We start from the raw sequence: 21,554 nt of genomic DNA on the forward strand, positions 1-21,554 counted from the left end.
ATCATTTTTTTTAATAAAAATAATGAAGAAGTCTATCTGCCTATTTAAGTATTGTTACTGAGTTTATAATTTAAAAAATAAATTATAATTATTTAATTTACAGTAACTTATAAAAACAATACCACACTTAACTAAAAGAAAAATGAATACTTTATAATTTTGTTACATCAAATTCTTATTATTTTTCGTTCCTAAAATCTTTAGGACTTACCGCATATTTATTTTTAAAAGAAGTTGAAAAATAATTTGGTGAAGCAAAACCACAGGAATAAGCTATTTCTGAAATATTTAATGAAGTAGTTTTTAATAATTCCTTAGATTTTTCAAGTCTGAAATTGATGATATAATCACTTATCCCTATTCCTAAAACAGCTTTTACTTTTCTATACAGCTGAACTCTTGAAATATTCAAACAGCTTGCTAACTCTTCCACTGAAAAAGTCGAATTATCAAGATTCTTCTCTAACAAAATATTAATTTTATTTAAAAACTCTTTCTCAATTACACCTAGAGTACCTACCTCAATTTCGTCAATATTATTAGTATAATAATAGCGTAATTTCTCTCTGTTATAAAGCAACCCTTTGATTGATTCTCTTAAAACTTTAAGATTAAAAGGCTTGGTTAAAAACAAATCAGCTCCTGCCTCCAGAGATTTAATATAAGTATCCTGATCATCGGAGGCGGTTAAAATAATAGTGGGAATATGAGAGGTAAGCACATTCATTTTTAAAGTTTGACAAATTTCAAACCCACTTTTTTCCGGCAAATTCAAATCACACAAAATAATATCAGGCATCACTTCTAATGCTTTTTCAATAGCGTTATAACCATCAGATTTAATTACCTTATAATCAACACTCAATTTAGAACTAATGAATTCTAAAAGATCAACATTGTCCTCAATAACTAAGATTGTATTTTTCTTCTCTGATAATTCTTGGGTTATTTCCTGAGCTTCTGTCTCTTCTTCAAAAACATAATTATCATTTAAATTATCTTCTTCATAATTATCAATAATTTGTTTCTTGTTCAGGTGTTCTGTCCCTAAGGGTAAAGTAACTATGAATTCGGTTCCCACATTCGATTTAACTTCAATCGTTCCATTATGCAAGTCAATAAAACTTTTAGACAAATTTAAACCTATACCTGAACCATTCTTATAATTATTGGAACCTTTAAAAAACGGATTAAAAATCTCTTTAATTTCACTTTCAGGAATGCCTATCCCGGAATCTTTAAACTTAATTTCGACTGTATTTTTTTCAAAGTTTTTATGAATAATAATTTCAATATTTCCTCCATCGGGAGTGAATTTAAAACTATTGGACAACAAATTATAATATACTTTGTCCATTAAGTTTTTATCCAGATAAACTTCAATGTTTTCATCATTTGTTGTAATCGTATAATTGATTCTTCTTTTTCTGGCTTCTCTTTCAAACTCTTTGAAAATATTCTTTGAAAACAACATTAGATTGGTTTTAGAAACTTTGATATTGAATTTTTTATTTTCAATTTTTCTAAAATCTAACAATTGATTAATCAAGCGTAATAATCGCATGGAATTATTATGCATGATGTCTAAATCTCTTTTTACATCCGTGTTTTTTGTTTTAAATTCTTCTTTCAAAGACTCTACACAACTTAAAATTAAAGTAAGCGGTGTTTTAAATTCATGAGAGATTCCTGTGAAAAAATTAATTTTTCCTTCGTTACTGATTTTTAGTTTTTCAGCAAATTTTTCAATTTGATTCCTTTGATTATGAATTTTTTTATTGGTAATCTCTAATTGTCTTTTCTTTTTTCTGATAGAAATAATTGAATAGGTACTAAAAATTGCTAAACAAAAAATGATTACAGAGAAAAAGCCTAATAATTTCATTAAATTATAGAGCGTTATATATTTTTTTTCCTGACTATCAATCACATTTAACTGTGTTTCTATATTGGTTTGCTGTTCCGTTATCTTATCAAATTGGTTGCTCATTATATCTGCATTTAATGAGTCAATTAATACCGTTGCCAATTTGTTATTTTTAGGAATAGCCTGCTTATTGGCAATTTTGATAGCTAACCTAATGGCCTCACTTCCTCCTGTAGGATATAAAATAGTTGCTTTTAACTTACCTTCTTTTACAGCCTGAATACCTCCATCCGGACCGTTAAGACCGTCAATTCCAATAAATTTGATACTCTTTTCTTTCCCCTTTTGTTTTGCTACTTCCCATGCCTGAAGAGCAATAATATCATTAAATGCAAAAACGTATTCTAAATTGGGTAAACTATCTAAAACATTACTAAACTTATCATTTAAAGAAGCTAAATTTTCAGCAGTGATACTGGTTTTTCTGATATTAGGATACTGATTTATAATTTGTTTAAATCCTAAACTTCTTTCCACACCCGGAGAAATATCTGTTGTAGCCTTAATTTCGAGAATATTTCCTCTGGCTTTAGACATAGAAACAATATACTTTCCGGCTATTCGACCTACTTCAACATTATCAGCTCCTAAAAAAGCGGTGAAATTGGAAGTGTTTACTTTTCTATCCACTATAATTACAGGAATCCCTTTTTGATTTGCTTTCTCTAATACCGGAACAATCGAATCAGAACCATAGGGAGCAACAATAATAACATCTAAGTGATTATTAATCATTTTTTCAATATCACTAATTTGGTTTTTAGTGCTATTGTTGGCATTGTATATCGTTAAGTCAACTTCCGGATGAAGAGAAGCTTCAACCCTCATAGTGTTATCCATGGATTTTCTCCAAGTATCGTCTTCAGAAATACTTTGTGAAAAACCAATAGAAATTTTCCCTTTATCTTCTGAATAATGACTGCAGGAGTAGAATAATAATATAAAACCTAATAAGAGTAATAGTTTACTTTTTGTTAGCATACTAATTTAAAGCTGAATTAAAAGTTATTCTTGAACTAAAAATGAATTTTCAAATTTATATTTATTATTCCTTTAAAGTTACTTATTGTATTTTAATAATGATACAATTCTTTTAGTTATGTTACATAATCAATAAAAAATATAAATTAGCTTCAAAAGAATATCATCAGTCTGTTAGGTTAAATTAGTAAGGAATGCTGTTTTTTGTTTTTAATAAGATCTTTAATTGAAATCACAAACGATTCAAAAAAACAGCTGTCAAATTTTAAGAAATACATTCTGTTTTTCTCACAATCCTTCAATTATTGATTTCTCAAAATTAATCCATTTCTCATACCCTTCATCATTTAAATGCACACCGTCTTTAGTTAATTCCTTAATCAATTCTCCATTAGTATCTACAAATTGCGCATATAAATCAATAACTTCGTAATAAGCTTTAGTCTCATTTTTTTTAATGATTTTGTTTACCTCAACAATATCTTTTTTCACATATTCTCTTCGACTGGGCAAAAGTGTACGCACATAAATTTTTGTAGCAGGTGATTTACGATGAATTTTTTTAGCAATCTTTAATATGTTTTTGGCTACATATCCGGTAGAGGGAACAATTTTATCATATTTCAAAGAACGATTGTCTTCATTGTGATGAAGATTGAAGAGGTCATTAATTCCAATAAGGATAAATACGGCTTTGGGTTTGAAATAAATAATTTCGTCCAAACGCTGCAATACACCATCGGTAAGATCTCCGGCAATTCCGCGATTGCGGATATGATTTATTCCAAATTTCGCACTCCAATCTTTCCCTCCTTCTGTAATGCTATTTCCTATAAAAACAATTTCTCCAAATTCCAGCGACTCCTTTTTAAACTCCTGAATACGCTTTGGATAATATTTTTGTGTCCAGTCGTTATGATAACGGCTTACGATTTTTTGATTTGGATATAATTTTTCCAAACTTTCTGTGGGAAGCGACAAAGATTGTCCAAAAATACCGTTGCTTAATGCAATAAAAAATAAGGGTAAAAATATTTTTTTCATGATTTTCAATTTATTCTATTTTAACAAAATAGTAATTTTTTAGAATGACCAAAAGTCCTGTTCTATTTTCAAACTACTTTCTTAATAAGAGAGTCAATAGCTGTAAAAAAGCCAAATTACGAATGTTTTCTTATATAATTCTTGTTTTTTCTATTCTCCAAATTAAAACTATTTCGATATGAAAATCAATTACTTAAAAAATAATTTTAAAAAATGAACATTGTTCAAAAATAAAACATATCTTTGCAGAAGAAATTATTACTTATGAGTGTAGCAGACAGAAAAGCAAGAGAAAAAGAAGCGTTAAAAATGCTTATTCTGAAAGGAGCAAAAAAACTTTTTATAGAAAAAGGAATTGAGCAAACAACTATAAGAAACATTGCAGACGAAATTGACTATAGTGTTGGTACTGTTTATGTTTACTTTAAAGATAAAAATGCCATTTTACATGATTTGCATTCTATCGGATTTCAGGAATTAGGAGGTTATTTTAAAGAGCTTTTTAGTATTGAAGATCCAATGGAACGACTCCGAAAAATGGGATTTATCTACATCAAATTTGCATTGGAAAATCAGGAAATGTATGATTTAATGTTCAACCTTAAAGCACCTATTGAATTTCTGACAAACTGCGATAATGAAGATTGGAATGAAGGTACAACAACCTTTGGTGCTTTAAAAGAAACTGTTCATCAATGTATGCAAAAAGAACATTTTAAAGGACATACATTAGAACCATTAACTTTTATGATTTGGAGTTTAGTACACGGTATGTGCTGTTTAGAAATACGTCAAAGAACTAAAGGAGTAAAATTCAATAATCCTGATACCATTTTATATGATGGTTACAATGAGTTTTTAAAAATAATAGAAAAACTGTAATTTTTTTTGATCAAAAAAATGAACATAGTTCAATTAATAAACAATGTATAAAATGAAAAATAAAACACTAACACTGCTATTGGTCATTTGTGGATATCTGGGATATTCACAGAGTAAACTAGACGGTTATATTGAAACCGGATTAAAAAACAATGAGGTAATCAAGCAACATAATTTTGACATAAACAAAAGTATGTATGCTTTAAAAGAAGCACGTTCGTTATTCTACCCTAGCCTTTCATTAAATGGAACATATACCAAAGGCGAAGGCGGAAGAACGATTGATATTCCTGTAGGTGATATGTTAAATCCGGTATATAATACTTTAAATCAAATTACAAATTCAAATGCGTTTCCAATGTTAGAGAACCAATCTGTACTAATTAATCCGGATAATTTTTATGATGCGAAAATTCACACGACAATGCCTTTGTTAAATTTTGAAATCATTTATAACAAAAGGATTAAAAGCCAACAAACAACATTACAAAAAATAGAATTGGAAATCTACCAGCGAGAATTGGTTAAGGATATAAAAATTGCCTATTACAAATATTTACAATCGTTAGAAGGAATTAAAATTTACGAAGATGCTTTGGCTTTAGTTAAAGAAAATCAAAGAGTAAATCATTCCTTATTCAAAAACGACAAAATTAATCGTACAGCTGTTTTGCGTAGTGATAATGAAGTTATCCGCATTACAGCAAATTTGGAAACTGCTAAACATGTAAGTAATAATGCCAGAGCCTATTTTAATTTCCTACTCAATCAAAAACTCGATACGGAAATAATGGTTGATGAAATCAATGAAAACATACCAAATGCATTGGTCGAGGGAAAAACAGAGAACAGAGAAGAATTAAAAAAACTGGAGCAAGTAAAAGAATTAAACCATAACGTTAGCAAACTTACAAAATCACACTGGTTTCCAACATTAAGCGGTTTTGCAGATTTTGGAGTACAGGATTTTGATTTTGAAATGAACAAGGATTCACGTTATTATTTTGCTGGCTTAGGTTTAGAATGGAATATTTTTTCAGGAAATAAAAACAAATATAAACTCAAACAGGTTGAAGAAGACAATAAAAAAATAAATTCACAAATAGACAATGTAAAGCAACAATTACAACTTCAGTTTCAGGTCACACAAAATAATTTGAAATCAGCTTTAGAGCAATTTTATGCTGATAATGATCAAAAAGAATCTGCAAAAAAATACAATGAAGATGTAACTAAATTATACAAAGAAGGTCAGGCTATCTACATTGAACTTTTGGATGCTCAAAATCAGTGGGTAAATGCACAATTAAATACCAATCTCTCATTATATAACACTTGGATTGCATTTGCGGAGTTAGAAAGAGCCAATGCATCATTCACATTTAAAAATTAAAAATCAATTATCATGAAAAAAATAATAATTATTTCCCTTTTAGCCCTTCCTCTTTTTTATGCATGTAATGATGAGAAAAAGGAAAACAATCCATTTGAATCAACTGATATTATTTCAGTAAAAACAGCAACAGTTGAATCATTAGCATTTGCCAACAATATAAGTGCTTCGGGATTAGTAACCACAGAAAACCAAGCTAATTACGGTTTTAAAATCGGTGGTGTGGTGAGTCGTATTTATGTAGAAGAAGGTCAGTTTTTCAAAAAAGGACAACTTTTAGCGAGCTTAAATAACACTGAGATAAGTGCAGGCTTAAATCAAGCAGATTTGAATGTCAAAAAATACGAACGTGACTATACACGTGCTGTTAATTTGTATAAAGACAGTGTTTATACTTTGGAACAACTTCAAAACACAAAGACAGGTTTAGACATTGCTAAAAAGCAAAAAGAAGCAGTAGCATTTAATTCCCGTTACTCCAAAATATATGCTACTACCGATGGATTTGTAGCCCATAAAATAGCAAATGAAGGTGAAGTAGTTGGTCCTGGATCCCCAATATTGGCAATCAATGAAACCAAACAAAACAACAATTATTTGTTGAAAGTAGGCTTGACTGATAAAGAATGGGCTTCAGTAAAAATAGGACAAAAAGCAAAAGTAACACTTGATGGATTTCCTGATGAAGAATTTGAAGCTAGTATTTTTAGAAAATCGCAAGCGGCTGATGCTGCGCTCGGGTCATTTCAAGTTGAACTAAAACTGAATATGAAAAATCGAAAACCAGCTGTAGGAATGTTTGGAAAAGCAGAAATACAAACCGATAAAGCTGATGATTTTATGGCTATCCCTTATAATTCACTTATTGAAGCTGATGGTAACAAAGCCTTTGTTTTTGTAGTGGAAAACAACAAAGTGAAACGTCAACCCATTACGATTTTCAAATTTGACAATAATCAGGTTTTTATAAAAGATGGTCTTCAAAAAACAGACCAGGTAGTAATTTCTAATAGTGCCTATCTAAACGAACAATCGACTATCAAAATAATTAAATAACAACATCATGAAAATAACAAATTTTTCAGTTAAGAATTATCAGTTTACACTGATTCTCGCTCTTTTAGTCGCTGTGGTAGGAGTTCTTACTTTATTCACGATGCCAAGAGCTGAAGACCCTAGTACGCATCCTCCACAATATTTAATTACAGTTATTTATCCAGGAACAAGTCCAAAAGATATGGAAGAACAGGTTGTAAAACCTATTGAAAATAAGATTTATGGCTTAGAAAATATCGAAAAAATATTAACGACTGTAGAAGACGGTGTGGCTGCTTTTCAGGTAAAATTCAAATATGGAGTTGATGTTGATAACAAATATCAGGAAATCTCTACTGAAATGAATGCTCTTAAAAGTAGTGAACTGCCAAAAGATATTTATCAAATCAAAACGGAAAAAATTTCGTCTTCAGATGTAAAAGTTCTGCAGGTAGCTTTGGTTTCTGAAAATGCATCTGACAAAAAACTACGAGATGAAGCTGATAAACTAAAAGCAAAAATTGAAAAGATAACCAATCTTAAAGATGTAAAATACAGTGGTATTCCGGAACAGGAAATCCGTGTGGATTTGAATTTAGAAAAATTGGCACAATTAAAAATTCCATTAAATATAGTGATGGGAAGTTTACAAAGTGAAGCTGCCGACATTCCCGGTGGAAGCATCGATCTGGGGAGCAAAGTTTTCAACGTAAAAACGAGCGGTAAATTCAAAAATGCGGAAGATGTTGCTAATACGGTTATTTACAATGCCAATGGAAAAATCATCTATATGAAAGATATAGCTGATGTGAATTACAAATCTGAAGTGCCCTATCACATTACAAGAATTAATGGACACCGATGCGTTTTAGTAACTGCCGGAATGAAAGACAATGTAAATATTAGTGATGTTCAAAAAGAATATTTACCAATTGTTGATGCATTCGCTAAAGAGTTGCCAGCAAACATTAAACTAATAAAAAACTTTGACCAAGCCGATATGGTATCAAAGCGTTTGGGGCATTTAGGTTTTGATTTTGGATTAGCTATTATTTTGGTTATTGTTACATTATTACCGTTAGGATTAAGAGCATCTGGTATAGTTATGATTTCCATTCCTTTATCTTTAGGTTTAGGATTAATCGCGATGAATGCTTTAGGATATTCATTAAATCAATTAAGTATTGTAGGGTTGGTTGTTGCTTTAGGATTACTGGTTGATGATAGTATTGTTGTTGTTGAAAATATTGAGCGTTGGCTTCGAGAAGGGCATTCAAAAATGGATGCTGTTTTAAAGGGTACAAAGCAAATAGGTATTGCAGTTGTAGGTACTACGGCAACTTTGGTTATAGCTTTTATTCCATTGGCTTTTCTTCCTGATATGGCTGGTGAATTCATCAGAAGTTTACCTATGGCGGTAATCACAAGTGTATTAGCTTCCATGATTGTGGCTTTGACCTTGGTTCCATTTTTAGGAAGTCGTTTCTTAAAAACACACGACCATGAAGGAGGAAATATATTTCTTCAGTATTTACAAAAATTCCTTACAAATACATATAAAAACATTATGCCTAAAGCATTGAAGTTTCCAAAAACTACGATTACCATTTCTATATTTTTAAGTGTTATTGCTTTTGGATTGTTTTCTGTAGCCGGATTTAAATTATTTCCTAATTCTGAAAAGCCGATGTTTCTAATCAATATAAAAATGCCGCTTCAAGCCAATATTTCAGAAAGCGACAGGGTAACAAAAATCGTAGAATCCGAATTAAAAAAACATAAGGAAATTGTATATTTTACTTCAAATGTTGGACACGGAAATCCGCAAATTTACTACAACGTGCATCCACAGGACAGAAAATCTGATTTTGCTCAAATTTTCGTTCAATTGGAAGAGGAAGCAAAACCTTCAGACAAAACCATTCTGATTGAAGAATTGCGTGAAAAATTCAAAACAATGCCTTATGCTAAAGTGGAGGTAAAAGATTTTGAGCAAGGAACACCATTGGAAGCCAATATTGTGGTGCGTTTATTTGGCGAAGACCAGGAAGTTTTACGCAAGCTATCTGCTCAGGTAGAAACTATTTTACGAAATCAGGAAGGAACGGTTTATATCAACAACGAGTTGAATACCTATAAAACAGATGTCAAAATAAAAATTAATAAAGAAAAGGCAAGAACTTTGGGCGTACTAACAAGTGAGGTCGATAAAGTCATTCGTCTTGCCGTTGCCGGTTTAACCGTTGGAGATTATATAGATAATCGAGGTGATGCCAGAAATGTGACTATCACTTTGCCAAGAGATAAATTTTCCAATCTTGATGCACTGAAAAATTTATATGTAAATAATGTTCAGGGAACACCAATTGCACTCAATCAAATTGCAACAGTATCTTTTGAAACAGCACCTACGGCAATTAACCATTTTAACAAATCGCCTTTTTCAAAAGTTAGTGCCATGACAAAAGAAGGTTATTTAGCCAATGACCTGCTAGTGGATATTATACCACAATTGGATAAACTTAAAATGCCAAAAGGCTACTATTATAAACTATCCGGAGAAAAAGAATCAGAAGGGGATGCGTTAGGAGGTAATTTTCTGTCGGTGATTATATTGAGCACCTTTTTATTTATAGCCGTTTTGTTGCTGCAATTTAAAACGTTTAAAGGTATCATCATCGTCATGTCTATCATTCCATTGGGTGTTTTAGGAGGTGTACTGTTCTTAATAGCTTCAGGAAACCCAATGTCGTTGGTTGCTATCATAGGTTTCATTGGATTGTCTGGAATTCAGGTAAAAAACTCTCTGCTCTTAGTTGATTTTACAAACCAATTAAGACAGGAAGGAAAATCCATTGATGAAGCGATTGCTATCGCCGGTGAAACCCGTTTTCTTCCGGTAGTTCTAACATCCGTTACTGCAATTTGTGGTTTGATTCCGCTGGCTGTAAACCCCAATCCTCAAATATCTCCATTGGCGATTGTATTGATTGGTGGGTTGATAAGCTCTACCATTCTTGCAAGGATTGTAACACCCGTAATGTATAAACTGATGCCTCCTAAACTTGAGGAAATAGATTAAGAAATTTTAAAATGTATGTATTAAAAAATATCAAAATGAAAAAAACAATTTTAATAACAGGTGCAACATCAGGCTTTGGCTTGAAATTAGCAAACAAATTACACGAACAAGGCTACAATGTAATTGGTACTGGTCGTAATCCGGAAAAACTACAAAGCACAGTTCCTTTTAAGCTATTACCACTAGATATCAGTAATGATGATTCTATTACTTCTTTTACAAAAGAACTTTTTTCGCAAATAGAAAAGTTAGATATTTTAGTAAATAATGCGGGTTATTTCATAACAGGACTTGCAGAAGAAACTCCAATTCATGTTGGGTTAAAACAATTTGAAACCAACTTCTGGGGTACCGTAAAACTTACGAATGCAATATTGCCAAAAATGAGAAATCAAAGACAAGGAAAGATCATTAATGTCAGTTCATTTTTAGGTTTAATAGGACATCCAAACTTAAGTTACTATTCCGCATCCAAGCATGCTTTGGAAGGCTATTTTAAATCTTTAAGATTTGAATTAAATCAGTTTAATATCAAAATTAGTATGGTGGAGCCGATGTTTCATAAAACGAATTTGATTAACAATTCCATTTCGACTCACGGAACTATTAAAGATTATGATAGGTTTAGACAAAAAGTGCAATCTTATTATAACGAGGAATTTAATAAAGCTCCTGAACCAACAGCCGTTGTGGATACCATCATAAAAAGCATTGATTCCAACAATCCGAAATTCAGTTATCCTGTTGGAAAAGGAACTTCAATGATTCTTACTTTGCAACGATTTGCCTATAATGTTTTTGAAAGTGTTGTTTTAAAGGGAATAAACAAATCAAAATAAAATTTTAATCATTATATATCACTTTTAACCAAATACATACAAAAGCTAAGGGATCCGATGGCAATCTCCTCAACTCAACAAAAAAGCCTGTAAACTCAATATTTATGGGCTTTCCATTACAATTTACGGAAATTTAGACACAAAAAAGGTACTATACCATAAACTGTATAATTAGAAAATAATGGATTTTACGACCTCATTATTTTTTGTTTAAATTTAAATCAGGTGTTCGATTATCGAAAACCTTAAGACATTTTTTACGAAACAATTTCCATTTCAAAAAACCATATACTTAATAATTAAATATAAAAACTCGTAATTAGCATTAAAAAAGAAATACAAAAACAACATAAAAAAAAACAAAATTCTCAACAATTATAAACCTTTACAAACTATTTCCCTAAGTTATCCAAGAAAATTAATACAAGTATAAGGTGTTCGATTGTAATCCCACCGACTCCACTTGAAACAAAGCCACAGTCCATTTGGAAATAATTTTTAATTTTTAACATTATTACCTCAACAAGACTTTAAACCAGTTTTTATCAAATTTTAAAAATTATCTTACGTGTTTATTTCAGAAACAGGCTAATTTCTTTAAATCCTGCATAAAATGGCTTGAAAATTGTATCGTAGAGACCACTAATAAAACCCTTAAACACACTGTTTATCAGTAGTTTAAGGTTTTTTTTTTTACCGTAATACTTCCCAATTTTTCTTTTTTTTAAGAATCCGTTATTTCATAATTGAATCATTTTTTAATTCAACAAACCTTTATATTTTCTGTTCTAGTATCCGGAATGATGAGTTCCCGTAATCATCTATTTTTTCAAAATCATAAAACACAGATTTAAAAACAGTTACATAAAATATTTTATTTTTATTTAGAATAATTTAAAATAAATTTTGTTTAAACAATTTTTAGAATATACTTTTGTAGAATAATTCTAAATAACATTGCAAAAATGAAAATGATCTACCCGCACAAATTAATTTCTGCACTCTTCTTTTTAGTCTCTCTCAATATGATGGGTCAGAATTTTGGTAAAATAACCGGAAAAATCACATTAAGCGATAACGCTCCTGCTGAAAGTATCGCAATTGCCTTAAAAAATACCCGATACAACACCACGACGAATTTCAGTGGTCAATATGAAATAAAAAATATAAAACCCGGAAATTATATTATAAGCATTAACGGAATAGGAATTCAGGCAATTACCGAATCCATAAGCATACAAGCGAATCAAACGATTACAAAAAACTTCAAACTTTCTGAAAATAAAGAAGAATTGAACGAAGTGATAATCAAGAAAAACAAATACAAACAAAACAATCCTTCCCTATCGTTGCGTTTAAATACTCCGGTATTGGAAATTCCGCAAAACGTACAAATTATTAGCGGTCAAACACTAAAAGACCAACAAATTACCAGCATGAGCGATGGCGTTATCCGCAACGTAAGTGGCGCAGTACGCCTGGAACACTGGGGCGATTTGTATGCCAATATCACGATGAGAGGTTCACAAATACAGGCTTTCCGCAACGGTTTTAATGTAGTTTCTTCTTTCTGGGGACCACTTACGGAAGACATGAGTTTTGTAGATCACATTGAATTTGTAAAAGGACCGGCAGGTTTTATGCTTTCCAGTGGCGATCCGGCGGGACTTTATAATGTGGTAACAAAAAAACCAACAGGAATCACCAAAGGCGAAGCCAGTATTATGGGCGGAAGCTTTGATTTTTACAGAGCCAGTATCGATTTGGACGGAAAACTAGACAAAAAAGGAAAACTATTGTACCGTTTTAATGCGATGGCTCAAAACAAAGGTTCGCACCGCCATTTTGAACACAACGACCGTTACGTAATTGCTCCTGTGATTTCTTATCAGTTAGATGATAAAACTAAAATTACTGCCGAATACAATTACCAAAGAGCTAATATGACTGAAGTAGGTTCCTATTACATTTTTGGTCCAACTAATGATGGTTATGGTACTATGCCAATTGATTTCACGATGACACAACCCGGCTTACCGGATACTAAAATTAACGATCATAGTGCTTACTTACTATTCGAACATAATTTTAACCCAAATTGGAAACTTACTGCGCAAACTTCTTATTTCAAGTATTTACAACAAGGATACAGTTCCTGGCCATCAGCAGTAGGCCCATATAGTATTGATACCAATGATGATAACATTCCCGATACCCAAGTATTGGATTCAGGAGAAATCATTAGAAATGTTGGAATTTGGGACGCCGAAAGTAATATGTATTTAGGACAACTATTCCTTAACGGAAAATTCAATACAGGAAATGTTTCTCACAAAGTTTTAGGAGGAATTGATTTAGGAAGCAAAGATTACATGGCCGATTGGGGACAATCGCATGATTTAGATACTTTTGAAGATCCTTTTAATGTAAGCAATCCGGATTATGGTACTCCTGCTAACGGTTTACCTAATTTTGACCGAAGCAAACCGCTTAAAGAAAGAGCCGGAGGTATAATGAACTCCGAATATGCTGCGGGATATATTCAGGATGAACTTGGTTTTTATGAAAACAAAATAAGACTGACCTTAGCAGCCAGATACACCTGGTTAAGTCAGACTAATTGGGGACAAACTATCGAAGACAGCCACATTACTCCTCGTGCCGGATTGAGTATTTCGCTTACGCCAAGCACTGCAATATATGGTTTATACGATCAGGCTTTTACGCCACAATCGGGAATTATTAAAAATGGAGATGCTGTAAAACCACTTACCGGAAATAATGTCGAAATTGGTATTAAAAAAGACTGGTTTAACGGCTCGTGGAGTACTACCTTATCTGCCTACAGCATTTTAAAGAAAAACGAATTAACAGCCGATCCTGAAAATACCGCCGGACAAAATTACAGCATCGTTTTAGGTGAAAAAAGAGCCAGAGGTTTTGAAATCGATATCAGAGGTAAAATTCTGGAAGGATTGAACATTATAGCTAATTATGCTTTCACGGAATCTGTAGTGAATAAATCGAATGTAGAAAGTATCAAAGTAGGAACTATTGTTCCGGGTTATTCTAAACATACTGCTAATTCCTGGTTAAACTATACTGTTTCAAACGGAAAATTAAAAGGCTTAGGCGCTTCTGTCGGTGGAACTTTTCTTGCCGGTCGTCAAACAGATACCTGGAGTACTGGCTTAGAAAAATTACCAAATTATTTCAAAATGGACGGTGGATTATCATACGAAACCGGAAAATTGAAATTCACAGCTAACATGTTTAACATTCTTAACGAATATCTTTACAGCGGTTCCTATTATTCCTATTTAAATGCCTATTACTGGCAAACGGAAGCACCGAGAAATGTTCGTGTAGGTGTTACTTATAAATTCTAAAAGTATTGCTTTAAAAATCAAAAAAGCTTGTAGACATTGTGTTTGCAAGCTTTTTATTTTTTCAAATTAGCAACTGACTTAAAAACTATCTTTTAAAATAGCGTAAACTAATTCTTTACTTGGTTTTTGATCTTTTAATTTTTCTCTGACAACCTCAAAAGTCACTTTAAAACCACAACCCGATTTATAATCACTACAGCCGTAAGCCGTATTTCCTTTGATAATAGTCCCTTTTTGACATTTTGGACAGGTTAAACTATCCGGAGTTTCTTTTTTAACTGTTTTTTTAGGTTCTAATTTAAGTTTAAAATCGTCATCCAATCGAAGTAAACCTTCTATCACTCCTGCTTCGGTTTTAAAATCTTTTAAATTCACTGTGGAACCTTTTTGCAGCAAACGCAAATACTGATTCTCGGATATTTTTTTCTCTGCAAAAACAAAAGGCAGTACAAAATCACAACCCGATTTATGATTTCTGCAACCAAAAGCCGACTTCCCTTTGACTAATGTTGCGTTTTTACATTTCGGACAAATCTCAGCAGTAATTCCGTCCGACTTCTTTTTTTCAACAACAGCTTCTTGTTTTTGAACACTTCCGGCATGTGAAATATTGGCATGTGTGGTTTCCATACGTACTTCATACACCAAAGTATCTACCATTCGTTTCATATTATTGATAAAAGCAGCGGCAGAATACGTACCTTTTTCAATATCCTTCAAAAGTTTCTCCCAGGTTCCGGTCAACTCAGCCGATTTTAGTAAATCATTTTGTATCGTATCAATCAACTGAATTCCCGTTGGCGTTGGCAAAACCTGTTTTTTGTTTCTAACGATATACTGTCTTTTAAAAAGTGTTTCTATAATATTCGCCCGGGTTGACGGACGACCAATACCGTTTTCTTTCATCAATTCGCGTAAATCTTCATCTTCTACCTGTTTGCCGGCGGTTTCCATTGCTCGTAACAACGAAGCTTCTGTAAACTGATTGGGCGCTTTAGTTTCTTTTTGCAAAAAAGAAGGTTGGTGTGGTCCTTTTTCTCCTTCAGCAAAATCAGGCAATAAATCGGGTTCTTTTTCTTTGGAATTCGACTCCTCAAAAACTACCCGCCAGCCTTTTTCCAAAACCACTTTTCCGGTAGTTTTAAAAATTACATCGGCTGCTTTTCCAAGAACGGTTGTATTGGCTACCAAACAATCATCATAAAAAACGGTTATGAAGCGTTTGACAATTATATCATAAACCTGTTGCTGATTATATGGTAAATTAATTTCAACACCGGTTGGAATAATCGCATGGTGATCGGTTACTTTTTTATCATTAAAAACCTTTGTGGATTTCTTTATTTTCTTAGCTAAAACAGCTTCCGTCAAAGTAGCGTAATTATTCAGTTTTTGAAGAATTCCCGGTACTTTTGGATAAATATCATTGGGCAAAAAAGTCGTATCTACTCTGGGATAGGTAATTACTTTTTGTTCGTATAAACTTTGCGCCATTTTCAGCGTCTCCTCTGCCGAAAATCCGAATTTAGTATTGCAATACACCTGCAACCCCGTCAAATCGAATAATTTTGGTGCAAATTCGTTTCCTTTCTTTTTTTCAACCGAAATGATTTCAAAATCACTTTCTTTTACTTTATTAGCTAAAGATTCTCCCTCTTCTTTATTAAAAAAGCGCCCTTCTTCATAACTAAAAAGCGTATCCCGATACAATGTTTGCAACTCCCAATAAGGCTGTGGGACAAAATTTTCAATTTCTTTAAAACGCTCGACAACCATTGCTAAAGTTGGCGTTTGTACTCTTCCGATTGATAAAACCTGTTTGTAACCGCCATGTTTTACGGTGTACAAACGCGTCGCATTCATCCCTAACAACCAATCGCCGATAGCTCTTGAAAAACCGGCATAATACAAATTATCATAGTTGGTTGACGGTTTCAAATTCTCAAAACCTTCTTTAATTGCTTCGGTTGTCAACGAGGAAATCCACAAGCGTTTTACTTCGCCTTTGTAATTAGCTTCATTCATTACCCATCGCTGAATGAGTTCTCCCTCCTGCCCGGCATCCCCGCAGTTGATAACCAATTCGGCTTTGTCAAACAAACTTTTTACAATATTAAACTGCTTTTGAATTCCGGAATTCTGAACCACTTTGGTTTCAAATTTTTCGGGAAGCATCGGAAGATTATTTAAATCCCAACTTTTCCAATACGGCCTGTAATCATTGGGTTCTTTTAAGGTACACAAATGTCCAAAAGTATAGGTTACAATATAACCATTGCCTTCAAAATAGCCATCACGCTTCGTATTAGCCCCTAAAACAGCGGCTATTTCTCTTGCTACACTTGGTTTTTCGGCAATACAAACCTTCATTTTATCCTATCATTTTGAGGCTGCAAATTAGGAATTTTGAAATTGGCACTAAAACTAATTTGTCAAGAGTTATAAACTATAATTGATTAACAAATTTATTTTGCAGTAAACTGTTTCTTTTCAAAAACTTATATTACTTCACAACTTGGGAAATGGAAAATGGGAAAATTACAGGAATTGGCAATAAAACAAAGTTCGTTTGCTTTGACGTGTAAATTCAAAGCTTCCTCCATTTTATCTATTTGTCTGATTACAACTTTAGGATACAATCGAATGGCTGTAAATCGTCCGGAACCAGTATGAGAAACCTCTAAATCAGCTTCGGCATTATCCTGATAAGAAACCACCTCAATTCCGTTTTGGCTGCAAACATAGAGATAAGACATCATGTGACAGGAAACCACAGCACTCAATAACAAATCTTCCGGATTGTGTAAAGCAGGATCACCTTTGAAAACTTTTGCCGCCGAAACATCCAAAATTTCTTTGCCTTCAATCGCAATTGTATGTGTTTTACTATATTTTTTTGGACTTGAAATCCAATTTAATTTTGCTTTAAATAAATGTTTAAATGCCATAATTTCTTGAAAAAACAAATATAGCCAAATAATATACAGCCGGAAACAATTGCTCTTCTTCTGAAAAATTAGGAATTTATAAACAGGGAAAGTGCAACTCCTTCTTTATATTTGCAATAGCTCTAAATTTTTTTCTCAAATTATCTAAAAAAATGAACATGAAAAATTATATCGGTTTGGGTATATTATCAATCCTATTGTTTTCTTGTAGTTCCAGTAAAAAATTAACTACATCAAATCAACTTCAGGAAAAATACTGGAAATTAATCGAAATCAGAGGTCAGAAAGTCACTTCTGAAAATTATTTAAAAGAACCTCATTTTATTTTAAAAGCAAAAGACAGCAGAATCGTTGGAAACAGTGGCTGTAATTCTTTTTCCGGCACTTATGAATTAACTCCTGAGACGAATCGAATTGCCATATACAATATTGCAATGACCCGAATGGCTTGTATTAAACCAACTGTGGAAGAAGCTTTTATAAAAGTTTTAGAAACTGCCGATAATTACACTGTAAAAAACGATACTTTACAGTTAAATAAAGCCCGAATGGCTCCGATGGCTAAATTTGTAGCTGTCTATTTAAAATAATTCGCTATGCTAAACTGGAACGACCTTATCAAATTTGCCACTCATGGCAATCCAACGCCTCCAAAAAGGGTAGAAAAAACAGCAAAAGAATGGGAGGCAGAATTGACTCCGGAGGAATTCTATGTAACACGCCAACATGGTACCGAAAGAGCGCACAGTTCTGAAATGTGCAATTTATTTGAAGCCGGAAAATATGCCTGCAAATGTTGTAAAACACCTCTTTTTGATGCGACTACTAAGTTTCAAAGCGGCACAGGCTGGCCTTCATTTACTCAACCGATTGAAATTGAAAATGTGGCTTACCACAAAGATACGAGCTACGGAATGATTCGCATTGAATGTTTGTGCAATATTTGTGATGCGCATTTAGGACATGTTTTTCCTGATGGACCACCTCCAAGTGGTTTACGTTACTGCATCAATGCTGTTTCTTTGGAAAAAATAAAAGACTAAAATTTTAACCATTAAGGAATTTAGAAAATTAAGAACTAAAATTTTCATATAAAAACAAAGCCGACAGTTCCAAAACGTGTCGGCTTTTATATTTCTGAAATAAATTTAGACTAAACTTAAATCACCTTAATTTCTTAATGGTTTAATAAAAAATTAACCCATCAAAAACACCGTTAATCCTCTTGCTCCGTGCGCTCCCAGTACTAATGATTGTTCGATATCGGCAGTTTTAGAAGGTCCGGCAATAAAAGTACCAAAACCATAATCTAAATTACCTATACGCTCATAAGCCTGTTGCATCGTAGGTAAAATATCTTTTTTATTAACGATAATAGCCAAATATTGCGTAATAAAAGTAGAAACTCTTTGTCCCAAAATGGCATCTGTTACCCAAAGAGCTGAATTTTCAGCAACTCCAAAATGCGCTTTTACAATATTTAAATCAACATCTTCCAAAGTATGCGGATCAACAGTAGTCCAATCCGTTTCAGCAATATCAGCTAATTCAGGTAATGTTGTTATTTTTCTTTTAGCAGTAGGATAATGAGTAGCTATATAGGCTTTAACCTCTTCAATATTATTTACTTCTTCACAAAAGCCTCCAATGCCTTTTAAAACCGTTTTATAGGTTTCAATAACGTCAAATTTTTCCAATCCCAAAACACTCAGATTAGGCAATTGATTTTCCTCTGTGGGCTGATTGTTTTTTATCTTATTTAAAATACTATCTCTACTGCTCATTATTTCTTGTCTTTAGCTTCTTTTTGCTTTTTAGCATACCATTCTCTAAATGATTCTTCTGGAGCTGCCGGCATTTCTCTTTGTTTGTACCAGGCATTCATGCTGTTATTTACCATAAAAGGCATGTTTTTAACAACAAATCGACCTGCTTTTCCTGCAATTTTAAAAACCGTTGGGTTTGCTAAAACTGCCGACATTCCTTTCATAGCAACGGTTTTGGAAGTAGGCGTATAACCTTCTTTCACCAAAACCTGACGCCATTTGTACAATTGATCGTGAATATCAATTTTTACCGGACACACATTCGAACAAGAACCACAAAGCGTACTTGCAAAAGGCAAATCGGCATTCTTTTTCATGTCTAAATTGGGTGCCAAAATAGAACCGATTGGTCCGGCAACCGCATTATGATAACTGTGTCCACCACTTCTTCTGTAAACCGGACAGGTATTCATACAAGCCCCACAACGGATACATTTTAGCGAATTTCTAAATTCTTCACGTCCTAATTGAGTACTTCTGCCATTGTCGACAATGACAATGTGCATTTCCTGCCCTTCTCTTGGTTTTTTAAAGTGACTTGAAAAAGTAGTAATAGGCTGTCCGGTAGCACTTCTTGCTAAAAGTCTCAAGAAAACACCTAAATGTTTGCGCTCGGGAACTAATTTTTCAAATCCCATACAGGCAATATGTACATCGGCTAGGTGCGCGCCCATATCGGCATTTCCCTCATTAGTACAAACCACAAATTCACCTGTTTCTGCTACTGCAAAATTTACCCCGGTTAAAGCTACTTTTCTGGTTAAGAAAGTATCTCTTAATTCTTTTCGGGCAGCTTCGGTTAAATATTGTGGATCGTTATTTCCTTTTTCAGTACCAAGATGCTCGTTAAAAGTATTACTTACATCTTCTTTTTTAAGGTGAATAGCAGGCAATACGATATGACTTGGCGGTTCTTTTCTTAGTTGAACAATAAATTCCCCTAAATCGGAATCAATAACTTCAATTCCATTATCGGCTAAATATTCATTCAAATGACATTCTTCGGTAAGCATGGATTTGGATTTTACCATTTGGGTAACCCCATGCTTCGCGATAATAGAATGTACTATTTTATTGTGTTCGTCTCCATCAGCAGCCCAATGAACAATAATTCCGTTTTCTTTTGCTTTTGCTTCAAATTCCTGCAAATAGTGATGCATGTTTGAAAGCACATTGAATTTGATATTAGACGCTGTCTCACGCAATGTTTCCCATTCCGGAATATTATGTGCTGCTTTATCTCTTTTGGAACGAACAAACCAAAGTGTTTCATCATGCCAGTTTACACGTTCAACGTCTTTATTAAATTTAGACGCTGCATGACTATGATCTATTGTATTTTCTTTCATTTTGAGTTTAATATTTCTGCAATGTGAATGACTTTAATATTGCTTTTTTGCCTTTTTAAAATTCCTTCTAAGTGCATTAAACAAGACATATCAAAACCGGTGATATATTCTACCTGATGCGATTCGTGGTCTTTAATTCGGTCTTGTCCCATTTTTACAGAAACCGCTTCTTCGGTAACGCAAAAAGTACCACCAAAACCACAGCATTCATCTTTTCTGGTTAAGGAAACCAAATCCAAACCGTTTATCTTACTTAATAATTGTTCCGGTTTAGAGAAAGGAGCTGCATTTAATTCGCTCATTTGCGACAATTTTAATCCTCTTTGTCCGTGGCAACTTTGGTGCATTCCCACGCGGTGCGGAAAATGTCCTTCTATAGATTCAACTTTTAATACATCTGTTAGAAATTCTGTCAGTTCATACACATTTTTTCTGATATGTGTAGCAGCAGCTTCATTCTCTTTAGAATGAAGGTGTTCCTTCACATGCATGGTACAACTTCCGGAAGGACAAACGATATAATCAAATTCCGAAAAATTAGCTACAAAATTACTATCGCATCCTCCTGTTAAATGAGCATAACCGCTATTAGCCATTGGCTGACCACAGCAGGTTTGATCCATTGGAAAACTCACTTCACATCCCAATTTTTGTAATAATTCTAAGGTTGCAATACCTACCTGCGGATAAAACTGATCCACGTAGCAAGGTATAAAAAGTCCAACTTTCATATGTAAATATTTATATTTTCTATTTAATCAACAAAAATCAAAAGTACTGCATCTACTTTTGAAATTCTAAATTCAATAGCAGTTTTATTAAAAAAAATGCCTATCGCTATTCTTTTTGGAATGATGAT

The 21,554-nt window shown here is 32.9% G+C and carries 15 protein-coding genes; 8 read left to right on the forward strand and 7 right to left on the reverse strand.

Going from position 1 to position 21,554, the window contains the following annotated elements:
- Positions 1 to 178: 178 nt before the first annotated feature.
- On the reverse strand, positions 179 to 2,908 hold the full coding sequence (locus tag B6A10_RS06835; RefSeq protein ID WP_188220265.1) for a substrate-binding domain-containing protein: 2,730 nt from the start codon (positions 2,906 to 2,908) through the stop codon (positions 179 to 181).
- Positions 2,909 to 3,196: 288 nt separating this feature from the next.
- A complete protein-coding gene (locus B6A10_RS06840) occupies positions 3,197 to 3,952 on the reverse strand; it encodes a GDSL-type esterase/lipase family protein (protein WP_055092540.1) in 756 nt (251 codons plus the stop codon).
- A 264-nt stretch (positions 3,953 to 4,216) separates the two neighbouring features.
- On the opposite strand from B6A10_RS06840, the gene B6A10_RS06845 reads away from it, so the two are divergent.
- From B6A10_RS06845 to B6A10_RS06870, 6 genes are all read left to right on the forward strand, one after another.
- A complete protein-coding gene (locus tag B6A10_RS06845) occupies positions 4,217 to 4,834 on the forward strand; it encodes a TetR/AcrR family transcriptional regulator (protein WP_188220266.1) in 618 nt (205 codons plus the stop codon).
- 52 nt (positions 4,835 to 4,886) lie between these two features.
- On the forward strand, positions 4,887 to 6,227 hold the full coding sequence (locus B6A10_RS06850; RefSeq protein WP_188220267.1) for a TolC family protein: 1,341 nt from the start codon (positions 4,887 to 4,889) through the stop codon (positions 6,225 to 6,227).
- Between the two features lie 12 nt (positions 6,228 to 6,239).
- The gene (locus tag B6A10_RS06855) at positions 6,240 to 7,283 is read left to right on the forward strand and encodes an efflux RND transporter periplasmic adaptor subunit (RefSeq protein WP_188220268.1); all 1,044 of its coding nucleotides are present in this window, start codon (positions 6,240 to 6,242) and stop codon (positions 7,281 to 7,283) included.
- Positions 7,284 to 7,290: 7 nt separating this feature from the next.
- The gene (locus B6A10_RS06860; RefSeq protein WP_188220269.1) at positions 7,291 to 10,344 is read left to right on the forward strand and encodes an efflux RND transporter permease subunit; all 3,054 of its coding nucleotides are present in this window, start codon (positions 7,291 to 7,293) and stop codon (positions 10,342 to 10,344) included.
- A gap of 35 nt (positions 10,345 to 10,379) precedes the next feature.
- The gene (locus tag B6A10_RS06865) at positions 10,380 to 11,183 is read left to right on the forward strand and encodes an SDR family NAD(P)-dependent oxidoreductase (protein WP_055092979.1); all 804 of its coding nucleotides are present in this window, start codon (positions 10,380 to 10,382) and stop codon (positions 11,181 to 11,183) included.
- A 965-nt stretch (positions 11,184 to 12,148) separates the two neighbouring features.
- Positions 12,149 to 14,572: a TonB-dependent receptor gene (locus B6A10_RS06870; RefSeq protein WP_188220270.1), complete on the forward strand. Its 2,424-nt coding sequence runs from the start codon at positions 12,149 to 12,151 to the stop codon at positions 14,570 to 14,572.
- Between the two features lie 78 nt (positions 14,573 to 14,650).
- On the opposite strand, the gene B6A10_RS06875 is transcribed toward B6A10_RS06870, so the two are convergent.
- Positions 14,651 to 16,942, reverse strand: coding sequence for a type IA DNA topoisomerase (locus B6A10_RS06875; RefSeq protein ID WP_188220271.1), 2,292 nt, complete (start codon positions 16,940 to 16,942; stop codon positions 14,651 to 14,653).
- Between the two features lie 128 nt (positions 16,943 to 17,070).
- Positions 17,071 to 17,520: an OsmC family protein gene (locus B6A10_RS06880; protein ID WP_188220272.1), complete on the reverse strand. Its 450-nt coding sequence runs from the start codon at positions 17,518 to 17,520 to the stop codon at positions 17,071 to 17,073.
- A gap of 158 nt (positions 17,521 to 17,678) precedes the next feature.
- Between B6A10_RS06880 and B6A10_RS06885 the strand changes: the two genes are divergently transcribed.
- Both B6A10_RS06885 and msrB read left to right on the forward strand, forming a co-directional pair.
- The gene (locus B6A10_RS06885) at positions 17,679 to 18,110 is read left to right on the forward strand and encodes an META domain-containing protein (RefSeq protein WP_188220273.1); all 432 of its coding nucleotides are present in this window, start codon (positions 17,679 to 17,681) and stop codon (positions 18,108 to 18,110) included.
- Between the two features lie 6 nt (positions 18,111 to 18,116).
- Positions 18,117 to 18,563, forward strand: coding sequence for a peptide-methionine (R)-S-oxide reductase MsrB (gene msrB, locus B6A10_RS06890; protein ID WP_055092557.1), 447 nt, complete (start codon positions 18,117 to 18,119; stop codon positions 18,561 to 18,563).
- 153 nt (positions 18,564 to 18,716) lie between these two features.
- Here the strand turns inward: msrB and B6A10_RS06895 are convergent, their stop codons facing one another.
- From B6A10_RS06895 to B6A10_RS06905, 3 genes are read right to left on the reverse strand one after another with little or no spacing between them, the layout of a single operon-like run.
- The gene (locus B6A10_RS06895) at positions 18,717 to 19,304 is read right to left on the reverse strand and encodes a LutC/YkgG family protein (protein ID WP_188220274.1); all 588 of its coding nucleotides are present in this window, start codon (positions 19,302 to 19,304) and stop codon (positions 18,717 to 18,719) included.
- Positions 19,304 to 20,695, reverse strand: a complete 1,392-nt coding sequence (locus B6A10_RS06900; RefSeq protein WP_188220275.1) for a lactate utilization protein B — start codon at positions 20,693 to 20,695, stop codon at positions 19,304 to 19,306. The genes B6A10_RS06895 and B6A10_RS06900 overlap by 1 nt, the downstream gene beginning before the upstream one ends.
- Positions 20,692 to 21,426, reverse strand: coding sequence for a (Fe-S)-binding protein (locus tag B6A10_RS06905; RefSeq protein WP_188220276.1), 735 nt, complete (start codon positions 21,424 to 21,426; stop codon positions 20,692 to 20,694). Before B6A10_RS06905 ends, B6A10_RS06900 begins: the two co-directional genes overlap by 4 nt.
- Positions 21,427 to 21,554 lie beyond the last annotated feature (128 nt).

The sequence above is a fragment of the Flavobacterium pokkalii genome, assembly GCF_014596575.1.
Lineage (GTDB): Bacteria > Bacteroidota > Bacteroidia > Flavobacteriales > Flavobacteriaceae > Flavobacterium > Flavobacterium pokkalii.

Bases quoted from the DNA above. Each gene is read 5' to 3' on its own strand.
- B6A10_RS06880 (WP_188220272.1), bottom strand. From the start codon at position 17,520: ATGGCATTTAAACATTTATTTAAAGCAAAATTAAATTGGATTTCAAGT.
- B6A10_RS06860 (WP_188220269.1), top strand. From the start codon at position 7,291: ATGAAAATAACAAATTTTTCAGTTAAGAATTATCAGTTTACACTGATT.
- msrB (WP_055092557.1), top strand. From the start codon at position 18,117: ATGCTAAACTGGAACGACCTTATCAAATTTGCCACTCATGGCAATCCA.
- B6A10_RS06900 (WP_188220275.1), bottom strand. From the start codon at position 20,695: ATGAAAGAAAATACAATAGATCATAGTCATGCAGCGTCTAAATTTAAT.
- B6A10_RS06835 (WP_188220265.1), bottom strand. From the start codon at position 2,908: ATGCTAACAAAAAGTAAACTATTACTCTTATTAGGTTTTATATTATTA.
- B6A10_RS06875 (WP_188220271.1), bottom strand. From the start codon at position 16,942: ATGAAGGTTTGTATTGCCGAAAAACCAAGTGTAGCAAGAGAAATAGCC.
- B6A10_RS06905 (WP_188220276.1), bottom strand. From the start codon at position 21,426: ATGAAAGTTGGACTTTTTATACCTTGCTACGTGGATCAGTTTTATCCG.
- B6A10_RS06895 (WP_188220274.1), bottom strand. From the start codon at position 19,304: ATGAGCAGTAGAGATAGTATTTTAAATAAGATAAAAAACAATCAGCCC.
- B6A10_RS06870 (WP_188220270.1), top strand. From the start codon at position 12,149: ATGAAAATGATCTACCCGCACAAATTAATTTCTGCACTCTTCTTTTTA.
- B6A10_RS06840 (WP_055092540.1), bottom strand. From the start codon at position 3,952: ATGAAAAAAATATTTTTACCCTTATTTTTTATTGCATTAAGCAACGGT.
- B6A10_RS06855 (WP_188220268.1), top strand. From the start codon at position 6,240: ATGAAAAAAATAATAATTATTTCCCTTTTAGCCCTTCCTCTTTTTTAT.
- B6A10_RS06845 (WP_188220266.1), top strand. From the start codon at position 4,217: ATGAGTGTAGCAGACAGAAAAGCAAGAGAAAAAGAAGCGTTAAAAATG.
- B6A10_RS06850 (WP_188220267.1), top strand. From the start codon at position 4,887: ATGAAAAATAAAACACTAACACTGCTATTGGTCATTTGTGGATATCTG.
- B6A10_RS06885 (WP_188220273.1), top strand. From the start codon at position 17,679: ATGAAAAATTATATCGGTTTGGGTATATTATCAATCCTATTGTTTTCT.
- B6A10_RS06865 (WP_055092979.1), top strand. From the start codon at position 10,380: ATGAAAAAAACAATTTTAATAACAGGTGCAACATCAGGCTTTGGCTTG.